Origin of the sequence: Bacillus sp. OV166 (assembly GCF_900177675.1) — a bacterium.
In the GTDB taxonomy this organism is placed as follows: Bacteria; Bacillota; Bacilli; order Bacillales; family Cytobacillaceae; genus Neobacillus.
The window spans coordinates 2840905-2862349 of the sequence record NZ_FXWM01000001.1; the positions used below are offsets into that span (position 1 = coordinate 2840905).

23 protein-coding genes and 1 pseudogene are annotated in these 21445 nt (G+C 33.3%); 19 read left to right on the forward strand and 5 right to left on the reverse strand.

Annotation, left to right across the window (positions count from 1 at the left end):
- The first annotated feature begins 78 nt into the window (after positions 1–78).
- The 8 genes and pseudogenes from CCK98_RS13670 to CCK98_RS13705 all read left to right on the forward strand — a co-directional run bounded on the left by CCK98_RS13670 (position 79) and on the right by CCK98_RS13705 (position 8522).
- Positions 79–1249 (forward strand): annotated as a pseudogene (locus CCK98_RS13670) (tyrosine-type recombinase/integrase).
- Positions 1250–1278: 29 nt separating this feature from the next.
- Positions 1279–3411, forward strand: a complete 2133-nt coding sequence (locus CCK98_RS13675; RefSeq protein WP_088087098.1) for a tyrosine-type recombinase/integrase — start codon at positions 1279–1281, stop codon at positions 3409–3411.
- Entirely contained in the window at positions 3404–3799 is a 396-nt protein-coding gene (locus CCK98_RS13680; protein ID WP_088087099.1) for a DUF6262 family protein, read from the forward strand. The genes CCK98_RS13675 and CCK98_RS13680 overlap by 8 nt, the downstream gene beginning before the upstream one ends.
- A 136-nt stretch (positions 3800–3935) precedes the next feature.
- Positions 3936–4508, forward strand: coding sequence for a hypothetical protein (locus tag CCK98_RS13685; RefSeq protein WP_088087100.1), 573 nt, complete (start codon positions 3936–3938; stop codon positions 4506–4508).
- A 118-nt stretch (positions 4509–4626) separates the two neighbouring features.
- The gene (locus CCK98_RS13690; protein WP_088087101.1) at positions 4627–5031 is read left to right on the forward strand and encodes an SMI1/KNR4 family protein; all 405 of its coding nucleotides are present in this window, start codon (positions 4627–4629) and stop codon (positions 5029–5031) included.
- Between the two features lie 513 nt (positions 5032–5544).
- Positions 5545–6252, forward strand: a complete 708-nt coding sequence (locus CCK98_RS13695) for a CPCC family cysteine-rich protein (RefSeq protein ID WP_218780157.1) — start codon at positions 5545–5547, stop codon at positions 6250–6252.
- A gap of 571 nt (positions 6253–6823) precedes the next feature.
- Positions 6824–7108 carry a hypothetical protein gene (locus CCK98_RS13700; protein ID WP_088087102.1) on the forward strand — a complete coding sequence of 95 codons (285 nt, stop codon included), beginning with the start codon at positions 6824–6826 and terminating at the stop codon, positions 7106–7108.
- A gap of 643 nt (positions 7109–7751) precedes the next feature.
- Positions 7752–8522: an alpha/beta hydrolase gene (locus tag CCK98_RS13705; protein WP_088090404.1), complete on the forward strand. Its 771-nt coding sequence runs from the start codon at positions 7752–7754 to the stop codon at positions 8520–8522.
- A 296-nt stretch (positions 8523–8818) separates the two neighbouring features.
- On the opposite strand, the gene CCK98_RS13710 is transcribed toward CCK98_RS13705, so the two are convergent.
- On the reverse strand, positions 8819–9349 hold the full coding sequence (locus CCK98_RS13710) for a helix-turn-helix domain-containing protein (protein ID WP_088087103.1): 531 nt from the start codon (positions 9347–9349) through the stop codon (positions 8819–8821).
- 273 nt (positions 9350–9622) lie between these two features.
- Here CCK98_RS13710 and CCK98_RS13715 point away from each other — a divergent pair, with 273 nt between their 5' ends.
- Complete coding sequence (locus tag CCK98_RS13715) at positions 9623–10024, forward strand: hypothetical protein (protein WP_088087104.1); 402 nt, start codon at positions 9623–9625, stop codon at positions 10022–10024.
- Between the two features lie 208 nt (positions 10025–10232).
- The gene (locus tag CCK98_RS13720; RefSeq protein ID WP_088087105.1) at positions 10233–10604 is read left to right on the forward strand and encodes a hypothetical protein; all 372 of its coding nucleotides are present in this window, start codon (positions 10233–10235) and stop codon (positions 10602–10604) included.
- 446 nt (positions 10605–11050) lie between these two features.
- Here CCK98_RS13720 and CCK98_RS13730 read toward each other — a convergent pair whose 3' ends face one another.
- From CCK98_RS13730 to CCK98_RS36815, 3 genes are read right to left on the reverse strand one after another with little or no spacing between them, the layout of a single operon-like run.
- Positions 11051–11821 (reverse strand): hypothetical protein, encoded by a 771-nt coding sequence (locus CCK98_RS13730; RefSeq protein ID WP_088087107.1) that lies wholly within the window; start codon positions 11819–11821, stop codon positions 11051–11053.
- Between the two features lie 54 nt (positions 11822–11875).
- On the reverse strand, positions 11876–12253 hold the full coding sequence (locus tag CCK98_RS13735) for a GNAT family N-acetyltransferase (RefSeq protein WP_306298938.1): 378 nt from the start codon (positions 12251–12253) through the stop codon (positions 11876–11878).
- The gene (locus CCK98_RS36815) at positions 12208–12378 is read right to left on the reverse strand and encodes a hypothetical protein (RefSeq protein WP_306298939.1); all 171 of its coding nucleotides are present in this window, start codon (positions 12376–12378) and stop codon (positions 12208–12210) included. Before CCK98_RS36815 ends, CCK98_RS13735 begins: the two co-directional genes overlap by 46 nt.
- Positions 12379–12659: 281 nt before the next feature.
- Here CCK98_RS36815 and CCK98_RS13740 point away from each other — a divergent pair, with 281 nt between their 5' ends.
- From CCK98_RS13740 to CCK98_RS13770, 6 genes are all read left to right on the forward strand, one after another.
- The gene (locus tag CCK98_RS13740) at positions 12660–13157 is read left to right on the forward strand and encodes an ATP-binding protein (protein ID WP_088087108.1); all 498 of its coding nucleotides are present in this window, start codon (positions 12660–12662) and stop codon (positions 13155–13157) included.
- Between the two features lie 282 nt (positions 13158–13439).
- Positions 13440–13658, forward strand: a complete 219-nt coding sequence (locus CCK98_RS13745; RefSeq protein WP_088087109.1) for a hypothetical protein — start codon at positions 13440–13442, stop codon at positions 13656–13658.
- A gap of 150 nt (positions 13659–13808) precedes the next feature.
- Positions 13809–14222 carry a hypothetical protein gene (locus tag CCK98_RS13750; protein ID WP_088087110.1) on the forward strand — a complete coding sequence of 138 codons (414 nt, stop codon included), beginning with the start codon at positions 13809–13811 and terminating at the stop codon, positions 14220–14222.
- A 587-nt stretch (positions 14223–14809) separates the two neighbouring features.
- Positions 14810–15790, forward strand: coding sequence for an aldo/keto reductase (locus CCK98_RS13760; RefSeq protein ID WP_088087112.1), 981 nt, complete (start codon positions 14810–14812; stop codon positions 15788–15790).
- Between the two features lie 237 nt (positions 15791–16027).
- Entirely contained in the window at positions 16028–17032 is a 1005-nt protein-coding gene (locus CCK98_RS13765; RefSeq protein ID WP_088087113.1) for an aldo/keto reductase, read from the forward strand.
- Positions 17033–17350: 318 nt separating this feature from the next.
- Positions 17351–18523 carry an MFS transporter gene (locus tag CCK98_RS13770; protein WP_088087114.1) on the forward strand — a complete coding sequence of 391 codons (1173 nt, stop codon included), beginning with the start codon at positions 17351–17353 and terminating at the stop codon, positions 18521–18523.
- Between the two features lie 219 nt (positions 18524–18742).
- Here CCK98_RS13770 and CCK98_RS13775 read toward each other — a convergent pair whose 3' ends face one another.
- Positions 18743–19288 carry a TetR/AcrR family transcriptional regulator gene (locus tag CCK98_RS13775; protein WP_088087115.1) on the reverse strand — a complete coding sequence of 182 codons (546 nt, stop codon included), beginning with the start codon at positions 19286–19288 and terminating at the stop codon, positions 18743–18745.
- 252 nt (positions 19289–19540) lie between these two features.
- On the opposite strand from CCK98_RS13775, the gene CCK98_RS13780 reads away from it, so the two are divergent.
- The 3 genes from CCK98_RS13780 (at position 19541) to CCK98_RS13790 (ending at position 21417) form a co-directional block, all read left to right on the forward strand.
- Positions 19541–19981, forward strand: a complete 441-nt coding sequence (locus tag CCK98_RS13780; protein WP_088087116.1) for a nuclear transport factor 2 family protein — start codon at positions 19541–19543, stop codon at positions 19979–19981.
- A gap of 277 nt (positions 19982–20258) precedes the next feature.
- Complete coding sequence (locus CCK98_RS13785) at positions 20259–20699, forward strand: nuclear transport factor 2 family protein (protein WP_088087117.1); 441 nt, start codon at positions 20259–20261, stop codon at positions 20697–20699.
- 277 nt (positions 20700–20976) lie between these two features.
- Complete coding sequence (locus CCK98_RS13790; protein ID WP_088087118.1) at positions 20977–21417, forward strand: nuclear transport factor 2 family protein; 441 nt, start codon at positions 20977–20979, stop codon at positions 21415–21417.
- The last annotated feature ends 28 nt before the right edge of the window (positions 21418–21445 follow it).

Consider the following 21445-nt stretch of genomic DNA (forward strand, 5'->3'; position numbering starts at 1 on the left):
TTGCAGATTAAAAAAAGGGTTTAATATGTTTCACTTAAATAATTCCTATGTAGAAGTTAATTCTCGTAGGAGGCATTTATGAAGGTAGAAGAAATAAGCATAAATCACAAAAAGGTTTTTTTGCTTGTCGATTCATCAGGAAAACCTGTTGTTCCTGTTGCTAAATATATGAAGCATTTGCATAACAGAGAAATGAGCAGTAACACCTTGCACACGTACTGTACTGCATTAAAACATTTTTTTGAATACATCAATAAAGAAAACCTAAAGTATACCCATATTATGTTTGAAGATTTATCAAATTTTGTTGCGTATCTTCGAAATCCATTTGAGAGCAGCAAAGTGATTCCCCATGGAAAAGTAAAGCCTAAACGAACAGAGAAGACGGTTAATTTGTATATTACTGCAGTAACCAATTTTTATGACTTTCTATATCGAGATGAATTAATTGAACCAAATGTAGTTGAAAAATTGATGAAAAAGGTATATGCAGGGGCCTGGTGGTAGAGGATACAAAGGCTTTCTGCATCATGTAAATGAAGATAAGCATTACAACAGAAACATTCTAAAATTGGACGAACCAAAAGAGAGAGTAAAAGTTTTCACAAAAGAACAAGTAGAAACCATTTATCGGGCTACCACCAACATAAGGGATAAATTTTTGATTCGGCTGCTTTTTGAAACTGGTTTTCGTATAGGCGAATGTCTCGCTTTATTTCATGAAGATTTTAATTTTGACAGCAAACAAAGAAAACACAAAATCTCTTTAAAAAATAGAGGCGAACTTCCTAATGGTGGAAAGCTTAAAACTGGAGAAAGAAGTTTGGACGTTTCTCAAGGATTGATGGATTTATATGATGACTATTTGTACGAAGTCATTGATGAATTTAATCCTGATCATAACTTTGTTCTGGTAAAACTCCGTGGAGAAAATGCGGGTCAACCAATGACGTATTCAGATGTTTATGCCACATTTAAAGAACTGGAGAAAAAAACGGGGATTTATGTAACCCCTCACCTTTTTCGCCATACTCATGGAACAATTTATTACCTTCTTACCAAAAATATTAAAATGGTCCAGGAACGTTTAGGACATGCACATATCCAAACCACAATCGACCTATATGTTCATCCTTCGGAAGATGATATAAGAAAAGACTGGGAAAAAGCCGCCCCTGCTTTTCAAATAGGACAGGGAATAGGAAATGAGGAGAAAGATAGTATCCTTGATGAAATGCTTCCTTTTTAATTCAAATATTAGTTTAGGAGGAAATCCCTTTGAAAAACATCATGAAAAATTATACACTTCCCAAAAGTCAATATTGGGATTTAATCACTTCTACCCTTTCCTCTTATGAGGTTACGGAAGTCTCCAACGATGGGAAAGTAAAAAGAAGCATCGTAAATGACGATTATTTTTTAGTTAACGATATTTGGAACGTAAATGACATAGGCGAAATCCCAAACTTCCAGGAAGGACTTGAGAAATACAAAGGGACAAATCAAAATTTAAGGTTCAAGATTAAAAATCCAAACATTGCCTTAGAAATAAAATTTGTTTTCTATAACAAATTGTTTAAAGATGATTTGAGTTTTGGGTCTCTATTTACGACATACTACAACAACTTAAATAGATTTAGTCGATTTATAGATGAAAAACACCCTCGACTAAATTCTCTACTAGATTTAAATATTGATAAAGCTGAAAAAGAATGGGTTTGGTGGCTTAATAAAAACAATATAAAAATAACTAGAAAGAGAAAAGACCTTATCTATGGAGAAACAGAATATAAGTCACCTATGGTAATATTCTTACATTCGGTATATGAAAAATTATCTAATCTAACAGACACACGAGAAGAATGGGGAAAAGATAAATGGGATATAAGAATTTTAAATGAGAAATACGGAATTCCATATAATCATTCAGTATCCCAATATTATGCAGATTTTACTTTTATCAAAAATGAAAATTATAAACTTTATTTAAAAAAATATGTCAAAAATAGATTGTTAAGCGGAAAAAATTTTTCGTGGGGAACTGCTAGAAGATATGTATTCAATGTTTCATTTTTTTTAAACTTCATTGTCGAACTTGAACCTGATTGGAACGATTTAAGTGACCTTAAAAGGGACCATATTGAAAAATATTTAGAGTTCCTTCATGAGAATGAAAATGATAGGTTAAAACGAAAAAATTCAAATCCTAAGACTTATATAAAAAGTAGTTTGGAATGTGTAAACCCCTTTCTTCTCGACATTCAACGTTTTGAATACAGTATTGCACCAAGGAAACCAATTTTCAAGCTAATTTATTCTGAGGATTATCCAAAAAGAGATAAGAAATCTGATGATGATATTGATTACATTCCTGATTATGTATTAGAACAACTGTTTGAAAATCTGAAGGACCTAGATCCCGATTTACAACCAGTTGTGTGGGTTTCTTTCAAAACAGGTCTGCGAATCAGTGATACATTAGGATTAACTCAAGATTGTTTGATTCGCTTAAATGGTAAATACTCCATTCAAACGGATATTGAAAAGACGTATGTAAAAGGTCATAAAATTCCAATTGATGATCAGCTAGCAAATATAATCGCTGTTCTAATCCATAGCTCCAAGGAACGAAGCAACGATGATAACAATCCTGAAAAATATATTTTCGTTCGTTACAATGGTTCCCGAAAAGGGAGGCCGTTTAATCAAGGTTGGGTAAGACAAAAACTAAATGAACTGGCAATTAAAAAGAACATCACTGATGAGGTAGGCAATATCTTTCACTTTAAAATCCATCAGTTCAGGCATACGTATGCAGTAAAGATGTTAAACGGCGGAGCAGATATTTTAACCGTACAAGATTTATTAGCACATGCTTCGCCTGAAATGACAATGAGATACGCCCGATTGTTGGATGATACTAAACGGAAAGCTTTCGAAAAAGTAGTCAAACAAGGGGTTTTTACATTTGACCTCAATGGTCAGGTGCACCAAGTAAAAGAATCCGAAGAAATTCCCAATGATGTTATGGATATGTTGTGGAAGAATGAAAAGCTTAACGCTTTAGACAACCCTTACGGGTCATGTCGTGCAAGAATTAATGGCAATTGTCCACTTGCAGTAGAACCTCCCTGTTTAACTGCAAATAATGGGAAACCCTGTTTTGATTTGGCTGTTGGAATTTCTGACATGGATGTAAGAAAATATGAACTTCACATTGAGTCAACCATGAAAATGATTGAAGCAGCAAAACAGTTCGGACGAAAAGATATGGTCGAAGCAAATGAAAACAATTTGGAACGGTACCAAAAAATTTACGAAACCATTAAGAGCGGAAGTGTGATTTTTGGCCGTTTCGAACGTATACAAAAGGAAATGGAAAGAAATAGAAAGGGTGCTAAACGTGGCTAGTTATGATCGTGCAGAACAATTAAAACAATTACACGAAAAACGCAAAAAAGAAACGTTTGATAAAGTAGAAGAGGCAATCAAACGATTGATAAAGAATTCGAAAGATATTAATTTTAACAGTGTGGCAAAAGAAGCTGGGATAAGCAAGGCTACCTTATATAATAATCCACAGTTGAAAGAACGGATTGACTTCTTAAAAAAACAAACAGAAAAGACCTATATAATAGGTAGAATTCAAAGAGATGAAAACAATCAAAAAGCTATCATTGATTCTCTAAAAAGAAGAATCGAAAAACTAGAGAAAAAGATTAAAGTACTTGAAAAAGAAAATAAGCAATTACGTTCAAAAGAAAATGAAAAGCTTACTGAATACTTTTTAGAGATCTAAACATTCTTCAACTGGGCAGTTTACTTTTATAAGAAGGAGGTTTTTTAATCTCTGTTGAATAATTCTTGTTGTACTGAAGACGCAGTTGGTTAATGTACACCATTTGTAGCATTATACGAACCAAGGATGTGATTGAATGTTTCAAGATGGATTTCCTAACTATTTGAAAGATGATGTGACTAAAGCAGTTAGATTGATTCCACAAAAGACTTACAATAATGTAACTATTGGTGTCTCCCAGGATAGTATTAAATACTTTCAAGATGATAACGTGATTCGATTTCCGTATCGTATCTACTACATTGATATTTCAGATGAAGTTATAGAGAATTTAAGTGAACGACAAATAATGATTTTGCATTGCATTTATTCTAGGAGTTGTGATGGGTTTGTTCGCCAAAAGCATTTGTATTCGTTGCTTCAGATGGATTATGAAGATTGGGCTATTCCTTATATTGTAAAAATATGTGATGAATATGTCGTAGAAATGTTAGAAATGACTTATGAAATGTTAAAAGAACAGAATACAGAACGGATTAAGAGATTTTGTCTAGAAAATATTATGCCGTTTTGTAAAAGCTATAATAGAATGATTAGCTATTGGAACGAATATTACAGAAATAGATACAATAATTTTGAACAATATATTGGCAGGAAGTTATATAGAGATTGTTTTGGTTACTCTAAATCAATGGAACGCAAGAAGTAAGAAGTTTGTAAAATGATTCACTTAAACTAACGTGTCAGGTTACTTGAAGAAGGAAATGATAAATTTGTTATTGAATTAATAATAATGAAAGATTTATGGGTGAAGGAGTTTTATCTAAATGCAGAATGTACGGAATTTAATCGAAACAAAGAAATCAGGCGTTGATGAATTGGATATTAAGCTGGCAGAGGAAAAGTTAGGTTTGATTTTTCCTGAACAGTACAAAGAACTTTTTAAGTTAGTAAATAATGCGGAGATTGGTGAATGGATTCTCTATTCTATTAAAACCCAAATAAATCCTAAAAAAACTTGGGATGATGTTGTTAGACAAAATAAGGAATTAAGAGATGAAAGAATGTCTGAGGACCTTATTGCGATTGGTGATGATGGTTCGGGAGATATACTTTGCTTTAAAAAAATGAACGGGAAAATGGGAGATACCATTTATCTTTGGAATCACGAATCAACAGAATTAGAAGAATATGCACCTAGTTTAAAGGAATTTATTATTATATTTTCTTAAGAATATGATGACTTTGATGATGAGTAAAAAGTAAAAGCCTTATTGAAGTAACGGGTGCGTTAGCGAAAACCAGGGCTGTCATTTTAGCAACTTTTCTTATTGAGCTAAACTGCCATTATATATAGTATCAGTCCAAAAAGATTGATAGAAAGCCCCTTTTATCTATGTTTACATGTAACCATAGAAAAGCGTGTAAGGACTTGACTTGGAGCCTCTGTGGGCATGATTGGTCTTGAAAGGCTGAAGCCGTTGTTTCATCAGGCATGCAAGCCTATCATACCCACCCCTCCAAGTAAAGTCCTATGTTTGTTAACGTTAAAAACTATAATTACTTACTATATATAATGCTTCTACAAAGATACGAATATGGCACTTTTTGTATCTTTACTTACGTTGATTACGGTGGAAAATCATACTACATATAAGTGGCAGTTTAGCTAAATAAGAATGTTTAACCCGTAAAGAAAGATTTTGATATTATTAAAAACTAAAACAATGAGGGTGGGATTTTTAGTGCAACGTGACAAGTGTCCTTGTTGTGGCTTTCCAACATTAGAAGAGCGAGGGAATTTTGAGATATGTGAACTTTGTCATTGGGAAGATGATGGACAAGATGACCCATATGCAGATGAAGTTTGGGGTGGTCCAAATGGGGATTACTCTCTTACAGAAGCAAGAAGAAATTTTAAAGAAAATCTCATTATGTATAAAGATAGAAGAAATATACATAGTCAAACAGATAAAGAAATTGAAACAAAAAAATCTTTAATAAATGCGTTTGGTGAATTAGACAAATATGAACAAGATTCGTTGGAATATAAGTCACTTTGGAGCAAAATAAAGTCTTATGAGAAGATTTTAAATGAAATTGTAGATGATAAAACTGAAAGATATAGTAATAATGTCGAAAAGAACGAAAATGCTTGTAAACTGATAAATTCCGATGATACAGATGAAGTTGTAAATGGGTTATTAGGACTAGCCTTGAATTCAGATGACCTAGATTTTATCCAAGATATTATGACTAGATACAGTGAACACGAGAATGCTAAAATTCGTGGCACTGCAATACTTTGTTTTGGTCACATTGCAAAAATACATGAAAAGATAAGCAAAAAACTGGTTTTGCCAATAATTAATCAAGGTTTAAAAGATGAAAGTAGTTTTGTAAGGGAACAGTCTCGTTCGGCTTTAGACGATATAAATTTTTATATAAAATAGAAGTACCTTGATGAACGGGGTGCATTTCTATAACAGAGAATGCCGCCTTTTTTATTGAACAGCAGCGTTTCTGTAACAAACAGGAACGTTTTTTTCGTGCTAACGGATAGGTTAGCGGAGGCATAGTAAGTCCATTTAATGAGTCTAATGAGCCTTATAAGCAACCCATGCTCGATATAGACGCTCAGAATGGCTGGTGGTGGCGTTTTAAGCGGTTCTATCTCCTTTCCTCCCTTTCCCTTCCGCCCCTCTTTTTACATTAGTGATACTCAAGCTTGAATCACAGGGCATTATGAAAGCTGCTGTGGAGTTCCGTGTTTAGTCTGTCTTTCATATTGATTGTGAAAGAATGTACTTAAACTAACGAAGCAGGTTAGCTCAATAATGGATGGGCATTTTTAGCAAATTTCTATACTTCTTACATTACCCTTATGTTATAATTAGTGTAAAATTACACTTATGTACACTAGGGATTGATATGGGAAGACTTGTTATTAGGTTTACAGTGTTTTGGTAATTACCCCTTAGTAACTGGATACGATTGGAAAAAATTAATTGGAGGTGGACTTGTATGAAGTTAATTATTTTCTTTGGTCTTATCGTTTTTTCTTTATTAGTTTCTCTTATATTAGGTCGAAAAGATTCAAACAAAAAAAGACCAGTGACAGCAATTATAAAAGCGTTATTGGTAAATATAGTTGTTATGGGTTTAGGAAGCCTATGGTGGTTCCTAACTGAAACTGATGGTATCAGTCAAGGAATAGGAGTTATGATTTATTTAGGCACTATTATAGGAATATCTCTGATTGATATGGTTTTTATCTATGTTTGGAACAGGTTAGAAAGAACACAATAGCAGAAAAAATCTCTTTCAGAGCTTCATTTTATTAAAGGTCTTAATTTGAATATGATAATGAACGTTTTGACGATTCTTATTGAGCTAACGGGTGCAATAGTTAAAGATAGTTGAAGATCGCTGAGGCGGTCTTTTTCTTGTTGAACTAACGAAGCAGTTCAAGAAGGAAATTAATTGACTAGTATGGAATAAAGATTAGGTAAATGTCAGTGGAAGGTGATTTCCCATTGAATATAAAATTCTTTCTTTGGTTTTGCTTAGGTGCTTTAGTTTCTTTATTTTGAGTGGAACAATTTAACTCCTATTCTAGTCGGTGGATTTTAATGGTACTGCTGTTGCTTATTATGGAGCAAGAAGATTCAAGTAACAAACGCTTAATGCATATCTGACACATATTTCGAAACAAAATGGATGAATAGCAATGAAACTCTGGCGGGAAAAACTATCTCAATACTTTAATAAACCTTGGATTTGGATTATTTATATTGCCATAATTACATTGATAGGAGTATTAAGAGAATGAACAATACGAACATATTGTGTACTTCTTGTTCAACTAACAGAAGCAGGTTAGTTCAACAAGGATGCAAGGGATTAAATCAAAAAATAAAATATTGAAATGATGGTGAAAGGCGGAATAATCGTGTTAGAAATATTTCCTGTATATATAACTCCGTTTGAACAAGAAAGACTGATTAGAGTATATCTACCTAAAAATTACAACAAGGAAAATAAGAGGTACCCCGTATTGTATATGCACGATGGGCAAAATGTTTTTCGTGATAATGATGCAATTGGTGGCAAATCTTTAGAACTCGAAAACTACTTAGATGAAATTGGATTGGAAGTTATTGTTGTCGGTATAGACCAAAATAGTGAAGACCGAAAAAATGAATATTGTCCTTGGGTAAGTGGAGAATACAGCAAGAAAATATTAGGTTATACTAGTTCAGAAGGTGGAAAAGGGACAGAGTATATAGACTTTATCGTAAATGAACTAAAGCCATTCATAGATAATAAATACCTTACATTAAAAGACCGTACTGCGATGGCGGGAATTTCACTAGGAGGGCTAATTTCCACTTTTGCTGCGTGCCGTTATCCTCACATTTTCACCAGAGTAGCTGCTGTTTCTTCTGCTTTTTACCGTAACCAGGAGGAGCTAGAAAAGTTATTAAAAAGTTCCGACTTATCATCGATTGAAGATTTTTACTTAGACTGTGGAACTAAAGAAGCTTCAGGTGAAGCTTTAATTAGTAAGGAATTTGTAGCTTCAAATAATTCCATTTATGAAATTTTAAGAGAGAAAATATCAAATGTAAAGTTTGAAATTATTAACGATGCGGAACATAATTATTTTTTCTTTAGAGAAAGATTCCCTAAAATATTATCTTTTTTAGTGTCAGCAAAATAGATAATATTCCCTTTAAATCAGTTGTAATAGGATATTAAACGAAGTATTAATAATTAGAATTACCATCTAACTAACGGGTGCATTACTGAAACAACGGTAATGCTTTTTTCTTCTTCAAGTAACGGGCAGGTTACTTCAAGAAGAAATTAAACAATTCAATGTAGAAATCAATGGATTATGCTATTAACAAATAAAGATCCATCCAAGAGGGCTTCTCAAGGATAGATTTATTTGTTATTTCCAGTTACCTTTCTTTTACTTGCCACTCCCAAGCAGTATCACTTCTTCTTATGCTCTTAATAATCTAATTGGCGTAAATACAATAGGATTTCATTTTCATTAAGTTTTTTAAACTTATACTTACGGATTTGGCTTTCAATTTTCTTTTTGTCATCATCTTTACTACTGAATAAATCTACTAATTGAAGTATTACTTCTGCCAAAACAGTTACCAATCCAGCAGAACCTAATTCCAAACCTAATGTTTCTGTATCTGAAAGTTGTGACTTCGCTAATTCTTCCATTTCTTTTTTGTATTCGCCTTTAATTAGAATATACGATTCCTTATTTTTCAATGCTAATAGTAAATCTTCAGCATTAAAAACCTCGAAGTAAGGATTTTCGTTTTCTAATCGTAATAATTCATCAAGCACAGTCCCTTCACTTTTCCCTAATGTTTTAGCGATTGCTTGTAAAGTTTTAACTGAATAACTGCTGACACTTTTATTGTTTACACTTGAGAGCATTTGTTGACTTATTCCAGTTTCTTTGAATACATCGTATCGTTTTTTTTCGTTCTTTTGTAAATAAATATCTAATAGGCTCATTTTCAAACACTCCTTCCCTTTGATAAAGTATTTTTTACTAAAATTTTTTTTACTTAATTATATTTTAGTATATGTGTAAAAAAATGTAAATGATTATTTCGTTTATTTTTTAACCTCAGTAATCAATAATATATATTATCTATATACTTTTTCGTTGTATTAAGTAAGTTTGTGAAAGTTTGCACTTAAACTAACGGAGCAGTTTTCTTGAAGAAGGGAAACCTTAAATGAGATATAATTAATTTACAATTTTATAAGATAAGTGGATTTAGATTGGGTAGAATAAAAGCATTTTTAAAGAAGGATTCTGACATTTTAAGAAATACTATTTTATTACTTTTTGGTTTAATTTTTGGTATCAGTAAACTGATTTATGACCACCGAGTAAGTGCCATATTTATAGGTTTGTTTTGTGTTCTTGTTTCAATATTCACTTTCATAGACATTATAAAAGAATTTAAACGGACAAATAGTGTGAACGTGGAAACAACAAAAGTTGAAGAAGATGTTAAAGGGAAAAGATTAAAAAAAATCATTTTAATTGTAATCAGTTTATTATTTACCTGGATATTTGGACTGTATTTTTTATTTTATAAAAATGACGAAGCAATGGTGGTAATGATACCAATATTTAGCTATTTAATTTTACGAGATTCTTTTAAAAAAAGAACATAAACATAATGGGTTATGATGATTCGTTCTTTAACTAACGGGTGCAAGAGTTGAAGATCGGGGCTGTCATTTTGGCAGCTTTTCTTATTGTGCTAACGTGCAGTTTAGTTGAATAAGAATACGGAAATTTTTGTATTAAACGAATGAACCTTATGTTACAATTAGTGTAATATTACACATTAGTGTTTTTAAAACATAGGGGGTTCTAAATTTGAAAAAAATAAGCATTGGTATCTTTTTAGTTATTTTATACTGTTTTCCATTTGTATACTTTTCTATGAAACAAGACTTTGCTAACCGTTCTATGATAGGTTATCTTATAATGATTGTGGCAACCTCCCTTCTTGCATTCCTTGTGAAATATTTTTGCAATTTCATCCCCTTTATAATTGGAAATATGTTATCTATGATGGTTTCGTTTTATTTTAATGGAGGTATGTCGGATACAGAAATGTGGGATGGTGGTTACTTTAAACCATTTTCTTCTTCTCAACTAATAATAGTAGTAAGTCTATTGAATTTAATTCCTCAGTACATAGCAATGATTTTAGCAAAAAAGGTTCATAATATTAATAAATTTTAAAGTCAAAAGGAATCTTGTATTTTAGGATACTTCATCCGTTTGTGAAAAAATTCACTTAAAGTAACGGGTGCTTTAGTTTAACTTCAGGATAAATAGGAAAACACATATTGGTTATATGACTAATATGTGTTTTCCCTTTATTATCAACTATTTCACTTCAATAACCTAAATATAAATTGGGCTTTTCTTCTATTCAATGAAACTTCTGATGAAGAAGTGAAGGCAGCTGCAATTATGTTATTAAATGGAGACTTAACCGTAAAGGATTTAAAAAATATGGATATAATCAAGAATCATTTTAGTTCCATAAAGAAAAAACGGAGAAAAGGCTATATAAAAAGTAAAGAGCTAAATAAGTTTGTAGAGGAACACTTAAATATGTTTTTTCTAAATTAACCACATAAAAGAAGACCGTTCTTTGTCGGTCTTCTTTTTTTAGTAAAAACTTAACTGATTTGGGTTACCTCCATTATATTTTTAGGTGATATACAAACATCTTCATGTAAGAAGACCATAAAGTTTTTATCAGGGTCCCAAAAAGAGGTATTTTTGAATAAAACATACTCAATTGCTTTTAGGACATATTCCGAAGGATTATAATGCTGGACATCCTCGAAGTTGAGAAGAAGCGATAGTTTCATTGGTTTAGCATTTTCTGTCCATTTTCCAACTAATTGTGGCATTCTTATTAGTTTACTAATATCCCATATAAATTCAGGACACTCCCTAATATGGCTTACATTTCTATTGTTTTCTGCATCCTCCTTTATCAAGAAGCCGTTTATACAATTATCTGTGTTAAAACGATGGAAAAGCATCTCATCACTATAGTCTTTTCCCTTGTATTTTATAATTGGAGGCGAGCCTTCCTCATATTTAATTTGGACCCCTGATTCAGAAAAGAAATCAGACAATATTCCATTTTTAATAACCGTTTCTAAGTTCAATATTCCATTTTGCCGAAAACTGGTGTCATCAATTCCAGAAGTTAAATGGAACATAAGCAATTTATTAGGTAGAATCTCATTTTCACGTAGATTAAAAAAATTTAGTACGTTTTCTATAGAAAGATTATCATAATAAGTATTTTTATCGTTATTAGTTATTCGGTACTTATTCGATTCAATGAACAAATTTACGGTCTTTTGATCAGTTTTAAGTAAAGTAGATAGAGATTTTATTGTTGTTTCAATTGTTGAACAATCTAGTATACGCAATTTATTTCACCTTCAATAGCATAGAATTAACCCTATGTTTTCGCTGGAATAGAATTAATTAATTCCAACGATATTACTTCTTCGTTCTAACAAAATAGTATCACGCCAAACACCATCCATTTTCCCAATACGCTCTCGTCTACCAACCTCCCGAAAATCATGCTTACTATGTAATTTAAGGCTAGCAACATTTTCAGGGAATATACCTGATTGTATGGTCCAGAAACCATTCTGCTCACTTTGTTCAATCAAGGAATTTAAAAGTCTACTACCAATCCCCTTTCCATTATTGCTTTGACTAACATAAATGCTCACTTCGGCTACGCCCGCATAGACACATCGCTCAGAGACTGGGTTTAACGCAACCCATCCTATAACCTTATCCTCTAAGCGTGCAACGAGACGACACTCTTTAATATGACCACTATCCATTCTTCCCATGACGGATCCTCATTTTGAAAAGTGGCATTACCAGTTGCAATTCCTTCTAAATAGATTTCACGAACCTGTCCCCAATCATCCTGTTGCATTTGATCGATAACTATTGAATCTCCCACTCAGTCCACCAGCTTTTTTTATTTATTAAGTTCAATATAAAGGCTTTATGTTTTTCCATCAAGTAATGAAAAGCGTTTCTGCTTATACAGAAACGCTCAAGAGTAGAGATTGTGAAATGTTGTACTTAAAGTAACGGGCAGGTTTGTTTAAGAAGGAATATAAATGAAATTGGTAGAATAAGTAATTGGATATAAATCTTAACATCTAAATATTAATAAGCGGAGAATGTCTATGGGAACTAAAGAAGTAAAAAGTTTAAACCAAAAGGGGGTTAAAAAATATGAAACAATTGGGAACGCTATACTTTTTCTGTGGAAAAATGGGTGCAGGGAAATCAACTAAATCAAAACAATTGGCGATAGATAAAAATGCGGTACTGTTGTCTGAGGATGAATGGCTTTCATCTCTTTACCCCAATCAGTTCGCATCATTTGAAGATTATATAAAATTCTCAGCACAGCTCAAACCGTTGGTGAAAAAGCATGTCCAAAACATATTGAGTGTCGGTACAGATGTTGTAATGGATTTTCCAGCTAACACTAAAAAACTACGAAAGTGGTTTTTGGATATGGCATCAGAGGTCAATGCAAGCCATCAACTAATTTTCCTTAATCTAAATAACGACCAATGCTTACGTCAAATTGCACAAAGGCGTAACGAACAACCTGAAAGAGCGGCTTTTGACACGGAAGCGGTGTTTATTCATGTAACTAGTTTTTTTGAAGCACCAGAAGAATCCGAGGGTTTAAATATTTTAGAGTTTAGCGGAAAAGAATAACAAGAAGTTCAATGAATCGTATGTATAGAGTACCTTTTGTTCTGGGAGGTGCTCTATATGATATAAAATGAAATGTGAGTAAGAAAAGTTTCAATGTATATATGTTAAAATCGGTGTAACTTTGTGAAGTGGTGCACTTAAGCTAACGGGTGCTTATGTTAAAGATGGGATAGCTGCGGCGATCTCGTTTTTTCTTCAACTAAAGTGGCAGGTTAGTGGAACAAGAAAAGTGACAAACTAACAGGTATATGAAGTAAATTATTTTATAACCGAGGAACGTTTATGAAAATAATGACTATTGGTATTATATTGGTTGTTGTGGGATGTAGCATTTTAGGATGGTTAATTAAAGAGTCTTATAAAAATTATAAAAATGAAAGTACAAAAATTAAAATTTTCTATTTCTTATGGGCGGTAATAGGTGTCCTACTAGACACAAGTGGTTTAATCATTCTTTTTGGATTTATATTTTTAGGGATTCTTTTAATTATCTATCATTAACTTTTCAATTAACGGGTGCAAGAGTTTAATAACGGTGACTGCTGCGACAGCTTTCTTTGCTTGTTCCGCTAACAGTCGGGATAGTTCAATAAAAAGGACTTGAAGAATGCCAAGTCGAATTATAAAAATTGAGTTGAAGGAGGGGGTGGAATGGATAAAGAACTTGAAGAAATAATTGTTAAATCTTTTTTTAATAAAAGAATTCAACAAAGAGTTTTGTTTGAACTTTTTTCTCCGAAAAAAAGACACGATGCATTAAGCAGGTTGTGTCATAATTATTTGAAGACTCTCCGAAATGAATTTTTGATTGAGATACCTAAACCAAACTCTGCCCCAGAGGAAATTGCTCAATTACTGGAAAAGTACGGTGCAAGAAAGTCCTGTTATTCAATATCTTGGAGTGATAGTATTGACGGAAAGGATTTACCATTAACAACTGCATTGAATGAAGCTGTTGGATATGGAATGCCATCCATTGTCTCTTGTATTCCAGGTGAACTTGCATACTTCGAAGCAGAGCAGTCTTATGGTCCCCCACCGAGATTTATTTTGAAAAGAAAATGATAGTTATTGAACTAAAGTTTGTGAAACATTGTACTTAAACTATCGGGTGCTTTAGTTTAAGAAAAAAATGAATTCGACCACACATATTAGTTATGTCTAAAATGTGCGGTCTTTTAATTATCAACTGTTTCGCTTATCTAACCTAAATATAAATTGGGCATTTCTTCTATTTAACGAAACTACTGATGAAGTGGTAAAGGAAACGGCTATTAAGCTACTTGTGGGAGACTTATCGCTAAAAGAATTAATAAATATGGATAATATGAAGGTTCACTTTAGAGCTGTAAAGAAAAAACGGAGAAAAGGATGTATAAAATCAAAAGAACTTAATCAGTTTATCGAGGAACACTTATTACTAGGAGATTGAAGGATAACAGCCAGGTTATATACACTGGCTGTTTTATTGTTCCAAATAAGCGTGGTCCGCCATTACACTTACTCGCCATCAATTATTTAAAGTTATTAAACAATTTTATTCCATCTGTTCATTAATTAACAAATTATAACTATTTAACAATTGTAAGTCTCACATTTATTTTTATACTTATAATTGAAGATTAAAAATACTTGGAAAGTAGGGAATGTAAATGGAATATACAAAACTCGGAAATACGGGAATGGATGTTTCAAGACTCTGCCTTGGCTGTATGAGCTTTGGTGAGGTGCAGCCTGGGGGACATCAATGGGTACTTAATGAGGAGAGCAGCCGTCCTATTATTAAAAAAGCCCTTGATTATGGTATTAATTTTTTTGATACAGCAAATATTTATGCAGGTGGAACCAGTGAAGAGATTGTTGGACGGGCATTAAAGGATTATGCCAATCGTGATGAAATTGTTCTCGCTACAAAGGTTTGGGGGCGTATGCATCAAGGCCCAAATGGGTCTGGGCTTTCCCGAAAGGCCATCCTGAGTGAAATTGATAAAAGTCTTAAGAGACTGGGAACAGATTATGTAGATCTTTATATCATCCACCGCTGGGATTACAATACCCCAATTGAAGAAACAATGGAAGCATTACATGACGTGGTGAAGTCTGGAAAGGCAAGATACATAGGTGCTTCTGCTATGTACGCATGGCAGTTCCAAAAGGCTTTACATGTAGCAGAGAAAAATGGGTGGACTCGATTTGTCTCCATGCAAAATCATCTCAATCTCATATACCGTGAAGAGGAAAGGGAGATGTTGCCTCTTTGCAAGGAAGAAAAAATAGGGGTGACTCCATATAGTCCGCTTGCATCAGGGAGATTGACACGTGATTGGTCGGAAAAGACTCATCGTTCAGAAACAGACAAGATTCTAAAATCTAAATATGAACCATCTGCGGATTTAGATAGACTAGTGGTAGAACGAGTTGCTTCAATCGCAGAGAAACGTGATGTTCCTCGTATTCATATTGCACTTGCTTGGTTGCTGCAGAAAGAACCAGTAACAGCTCCTATTATCGGTGCTACGAAAATTTCTCAGCTTGATGATGCGGTAGGTGCTCTATCACTCAAGTTAACACCTGAAGAAATTGCTTTTCTAGAAGAGCCATATGTGCCTCATTCAATAGTTGGTCATAATTAAATCTGGTATAAAAGTTGAGTTTGAATTAAGCCGTCAGAATATAGGGATAATTGCTAATTTAGATACCAAAGTGAAGTTGTTTTTTCACATAACAACCCTCAAATTTGGGAAATGGATTGGTCTTAAGAACTTAATAAATTAGTATCAATCGACTTGATATGTAAAATAATGTTTATTTATTTACTTAAAATCAAAGATTAAATATGTTACATCAATTGGAAAGTGAGGAATATTCACATGGAATATACGAAACTTGGAAATACAGGATTGGATGTATCTAGACTCTGCCTTGGCTGTATGGGTTTTGGAGAAAAGGAACGTTGGATGCATCCGTGGGTAATTGATGAAGAGAAAAGTCGTACAGTTATTAAAAAAGCTCTTGAGTTAGGTATCAATTTTTTTGATACTGCGAACACTTACTCGGATGGAACGAGTGAAGAATTTCTCGGACGTGCCCTTAAAGATTTTGCCAATCGGGATGAAATTGTCATTGCAACTAAGGTTTATTTTCCATTGGGCAAAGATTTAAACAGCAAAGGCCCGAACAGTATAGGATTATCCCGAAAGAATATTATGAGAGAAATTGATAAGAGTCTGAAACGTCTTGGGACTGATTATGTGGATCTGTATCAGATTCATCGCTGGGATTACAACACACCAATCGAAGAAACAATGGAAGCTCTACATGACCTAGTGAAGGCTGGCAAGGTAAGATACATCGGTGCTTCTGCGATGTATGCATGGCAGTTTTTGAAGGCGAACCATGTGGCTGAGAAAAATGGTTGGACTAGATTTGTCTCCATGCAAAATCACCTTAACCTCATATACCGTGAGGAGGAACGGGAGATGCTGCCGTTATGTAGGGAAGAAAAAATCGGCGTAATTCCATACAGCCCTCTTGCTTCAGGTAGATTAACCCGTGATTGGTCGGAAGACACTCTCCGTTCTGAAACAGACGCAACCCAAAAATCTAAATATGGTGCAACTGAAAATAATGATTGTATAGTCGTGGAACGAGTTGCGGAATTGGCGGAAAAACATGGTGTGCCAAGATCCCAGATCGCACTTGCCTGGTTATTGCAGAAAGAACCAGTCACAGCTCCTATTATTGGTGCTACAAAAATTTCTCACCTTGAAGATTCAGTGGGTGCTCTATCGGTAAAGTTAACCAATGAAGAAGTTGCATACTTGGAAGAGCCTTATGTTCCACATCCTGTAGTTGGTGCCTTAGAATCTAAGTAATTTTGTTTCAGCAATAGCTTTTTAATAGCGATAACCCTGATTTCCTTAAATAATGCTGGAAGTCGGGTTTTTTTTTGCCTTTGGTTAACTTTTATATTGGAATGGCCGTTTTGTTTAAAAATTTCCTTTAAGTTTATGAACAATTTATTTTGATTTGTCTATTAATGCACGGAACTTGATTATTTGGCAATTGTAGTTATCTTTTTTTTATTCTATATTATGTACGGATGTCTAATAATACCTTAATGTAAATTTTTAAGGGTTAGTTAAACCATAAAGTAAGAGGTATAAAAAGTAAAAAATTTAGGGAGATGTGTGATGGCTAAATCAAATAACTTGCTTATATTTATATTGGTCATAGGGGTTTTTGGTATCTTAAGTACCGAGATGGGGATTGTTGGTATATTACCTGTAATTGCTGACACCTTTCATATCAGTGTGTCTAAAGCAGGATTGCTTGTAAGTCTTTTTGCACTTGTTGTTGCAATATCGGGTCCCACGATGCCGTTAATGTTTTCTGGTATAAACCGCAAAAAGGTCATGTTACTTGTACTTGGCATTTTCATCTTAGGAAATATTGTCTCAATGCTTACATCAAACTTTACGATTTTATTAATCGCCCGTGTCATTCCTGCTTTTTTTCACCCCATTTATATCTCTTTAGCTTTGACAGTGGCCGCTACATCAGGTACTTCAGAAGAAGCAAGAAAATCTATATCTAAAATAATGATGGCAGTTTCTGCTGGTATGATCCTTGGTGTACCGATTGTTACTTTTATAGCGAATGTAGCTTCATTAGAATTGGCGATGTCATTCTTTGCTATCGTTAATGCCATTGCATTCATAGTTACCTTGCTTTTTGTACCATCTATGCCCGTAGAACATAGAATCTCTTACGGAGCACAAGTAAGTGTATTAAAAAAACCTATTATTTGGTTATCAATTGCTACTGTCATTTTTATTAATTCAGCAGTTTCTGGGGTTTATAGTTACGTTGCTGAGTATCTTGGAAACTTCGCTCATATATCTGGGAAAACCTTGAGTTTGGTATTATTCCTTTTTGGTATAACCAGTCTTGTTGGAAACATCGTGGCGGGGAGGTTACTTGCTAAAAACACTCTTAAAACTGTAGTAACTTTCCCAATCGTATTAGGAATAGTTTACATTCTAGCATTCTTAATGACTAATTTCATTGGGCCCATAGCTATAATATTTGTTTTGATTTGGGGAGTATTATTTGCTATAGGAAATAATATTAGTCAATATTGGATTGCGTCTGCAGCTCCTGAAGTTCCTGATTTCGCCAATGGATTGTTTCTAACTTGCGGCAACTTAGGAATAACAATTGGTACTGCTGTAAGTGGGTTAATTATATCAGGAATGGGTGTACAGTACGTATTATTAGGGGGTTCGGTATTCTTGTTATTAGGCTTATCATCTATTATACTAAGAACCTACAGGAATAGCCCTATAAAACAACTTTCAAAATAAGGAATTAAATAAGCTGTCAATTGGCAGCTTTTTATTTTAGAATGGGTGGATAATTAACAATTTTAATCTATTTGACATGCACAAAATACATGCATTTAGTTGCCAATGTTTTTTTTATGGCCAAGTATTAGTGTTTGAACTATGTTTTTTTTGAAAGCAAAACCCTGATTTCCTTAGATAAAGAAGGAGATCAGGGTTTTTTGTTATTTGATTTTTTAACTATACAATTCTTTCTATCAAAATACCCACTTGTTCCGCCATAATATGAGGCGTATAAGGCATTCCATTCATGAACCACCACTCCACTATTTCCACATAAGCACCTGCAATAAATCGAAGAATAACTTCTTCATTTATTCCGTGATTTTTTCCTTCTGTTACATTAACTTCCCCCTTTAACCCTTCCATGACAAACTCAAGGAACTGCCTACGGAAAGAAGGGGCTCCTTTACTAGCTAACATTGTTGAAAAGAATAAATAATGTCTTTCAAAATATTCAAACCAGATCAGATTCCCATCTATAAAATCCATATCTGATGCGGATTCGGCCAAATCCTTTAGTTGGTTGATATGTTCTTCAATTAGTTTATCGAGTAAATCAAATTTATCCAGGTAATGAAGGTAGATGGTTCTTCTGCTAACATTTGCTCTGTCGGAAATTTCTTGTAGCGTAATCTGATCAAAATTTTTTTCAGACATCAGTTCAATAACAGCTTTTTTTATGGCTTCTTGAGATTTGAGTATTCTTCTATCCACCTTAGACATTGTGAGAGTCACCAAACTTTCTAAAAGATAATTAACAATTTTAATCCATTTGTGCATTATTTCACGAATCAAGGATAATTGACAATTGTATACATTTTGTTTCTATTTATAATTTTATTTACAGATGTCACATAATTCATCAATGCGAATTATTAATGACATCAAGATAGATGAATAAGAAAACAGTTTTTTGTTCCTAAACTACTCGCTATAAATCACAGGAACAGAAATTAAAAATAAGGAGGAAATTCCATGTCATTAGAAATTTTACAAGCAAAATCAGAATTAAAAGAATTAGTTGATACATTCTCAAATTTGGCCGATGAAAAAAACATTCCAGGTCAAATGCCTTTATTTACACCTGATAGCAAAGTTCAAGTGTACATGGGTGATAATTTATTGTTTGATATTTCAGGAACAAAACAACTGGAAGAAGTATTTACAAGTTTCACAGCTAATGTTAAACGTTCATTTCATATGAACGGACAACAAGTTGTCCAAATTGATGGCGATACTGCAACAGGTATTGCCTACTGCCAAGTTAAATTAGTGAGCGAAGAAGATGGGAAAGAAGTCATCACCGATAGTAGTATTCGATATGACGATGAGTATGTGCGTCAAAACGGAACTTGGTTAATCAAGACCCGTATTTCTCACTTTTCGATTAATGACAAACGAACATTACAAAGCTAATTTGATTTTTCTATCCACCTTAGACATGCGGTAGTCACCAAACATTCTAAAAGATTATGAACAATTTTAATCGGTTTGTGCATTATTTCACGGATCAAGGTTAATTGACAATTGTAGACATTTTGTTTCTGTTTATAATTATATACAGATGTCACATAATTCATCAATGCGAATTATTAATGACATCAAGATAGAGGAATAAGAAAACAGTTTTCTGTTCCTAAACTAGCTCGCTATAAATCACAGGAACAGAAATTAAAAATAAGGAGGAAATTCCATGTCATTAGAAATTTTACAAGCAAAATCAGAATTAAAAGAATTAGTTGATACATTCTCAAATTTGGCCGATGAAAAAAACATTCCAGGTCAAATGCCTTTATTTACACCTGATACCAAAGTTCAAGTGTACATGGGTGATAATTTATTGTTTGATATTTCAGGAACAAAACAACTGGAAGAAGTATTCACAAGTTTCACAGCTAATGTTAAACGTTCATTTCATATGAACGGACAACAAGTTGTCAAAATTGATGGCGATACTGCAACAGGTATTGCCTACTGCCAAGTTAAATTAGTTAGCGAAGAAGATGGGAAAGAAGTCATCACCGATAGTAGTATTCGATATGACGATGAGTATGTGCGTCAAAATGGAACTTGGTTAATCAAGACCCGTATTTCTCACTTTTCGATTAATGACAAACGAACATTACAAAGCTAATTTGATTTTTCTATCCACCTTAGACATGCGGTAGTCACCAAACATTCTAAAAGATTATGAACAATTTTAATCGGTTTGTGCATTATTTCACGGATCAAGGTTAATTGACAATTGTAGACATTTTGTTTCTGTTTATAATTATATACAGATGTCACATAATTCATCAATGTGAATTATTAATGACATCAAGATAGAGGAATAAGAAAACAGTTTTCTGTTCCTAAACTAGCTCGCTATAAATCACAGGAACAGAAATTAAAAATAAGGAGGAAATTCCATGTCATTAGAAATTTTACAAGCAAAATCAGAATTAAAAGAATTAGTTGATACATTCTCAAATTTGGCCGATGAAAAAAACATTCCAGGTCAAATGCCTTTATTTACACCTGATACCAAAGTTCAAGTGTACATGGGTGAAAATTTATTGTTTGATATTTCAGGAACAAAACAACTGGAAGAAGTATTCACAAGTTTCACAGCTAATGTTAAACGTTCATTTCATATGAACGGACAACAAGTTGTCAAAATTGATGGCGATACTGCCACAGGTATTGCCTACTGCCAAGTTAAATTAGTGAGCGAAGAAGATGGGAAAGAAGTCATCACCGATAGTAGTATTCGATATGACGATGAGTATGTGCGTCAAAACGGAACTTGGTCAATCAAAACTCGTATTTCTCACTTTTCGATTAATGACAAACGAACACTACAAAGCTAATTGTTTATAACTGGGAGATTAAAAAGCA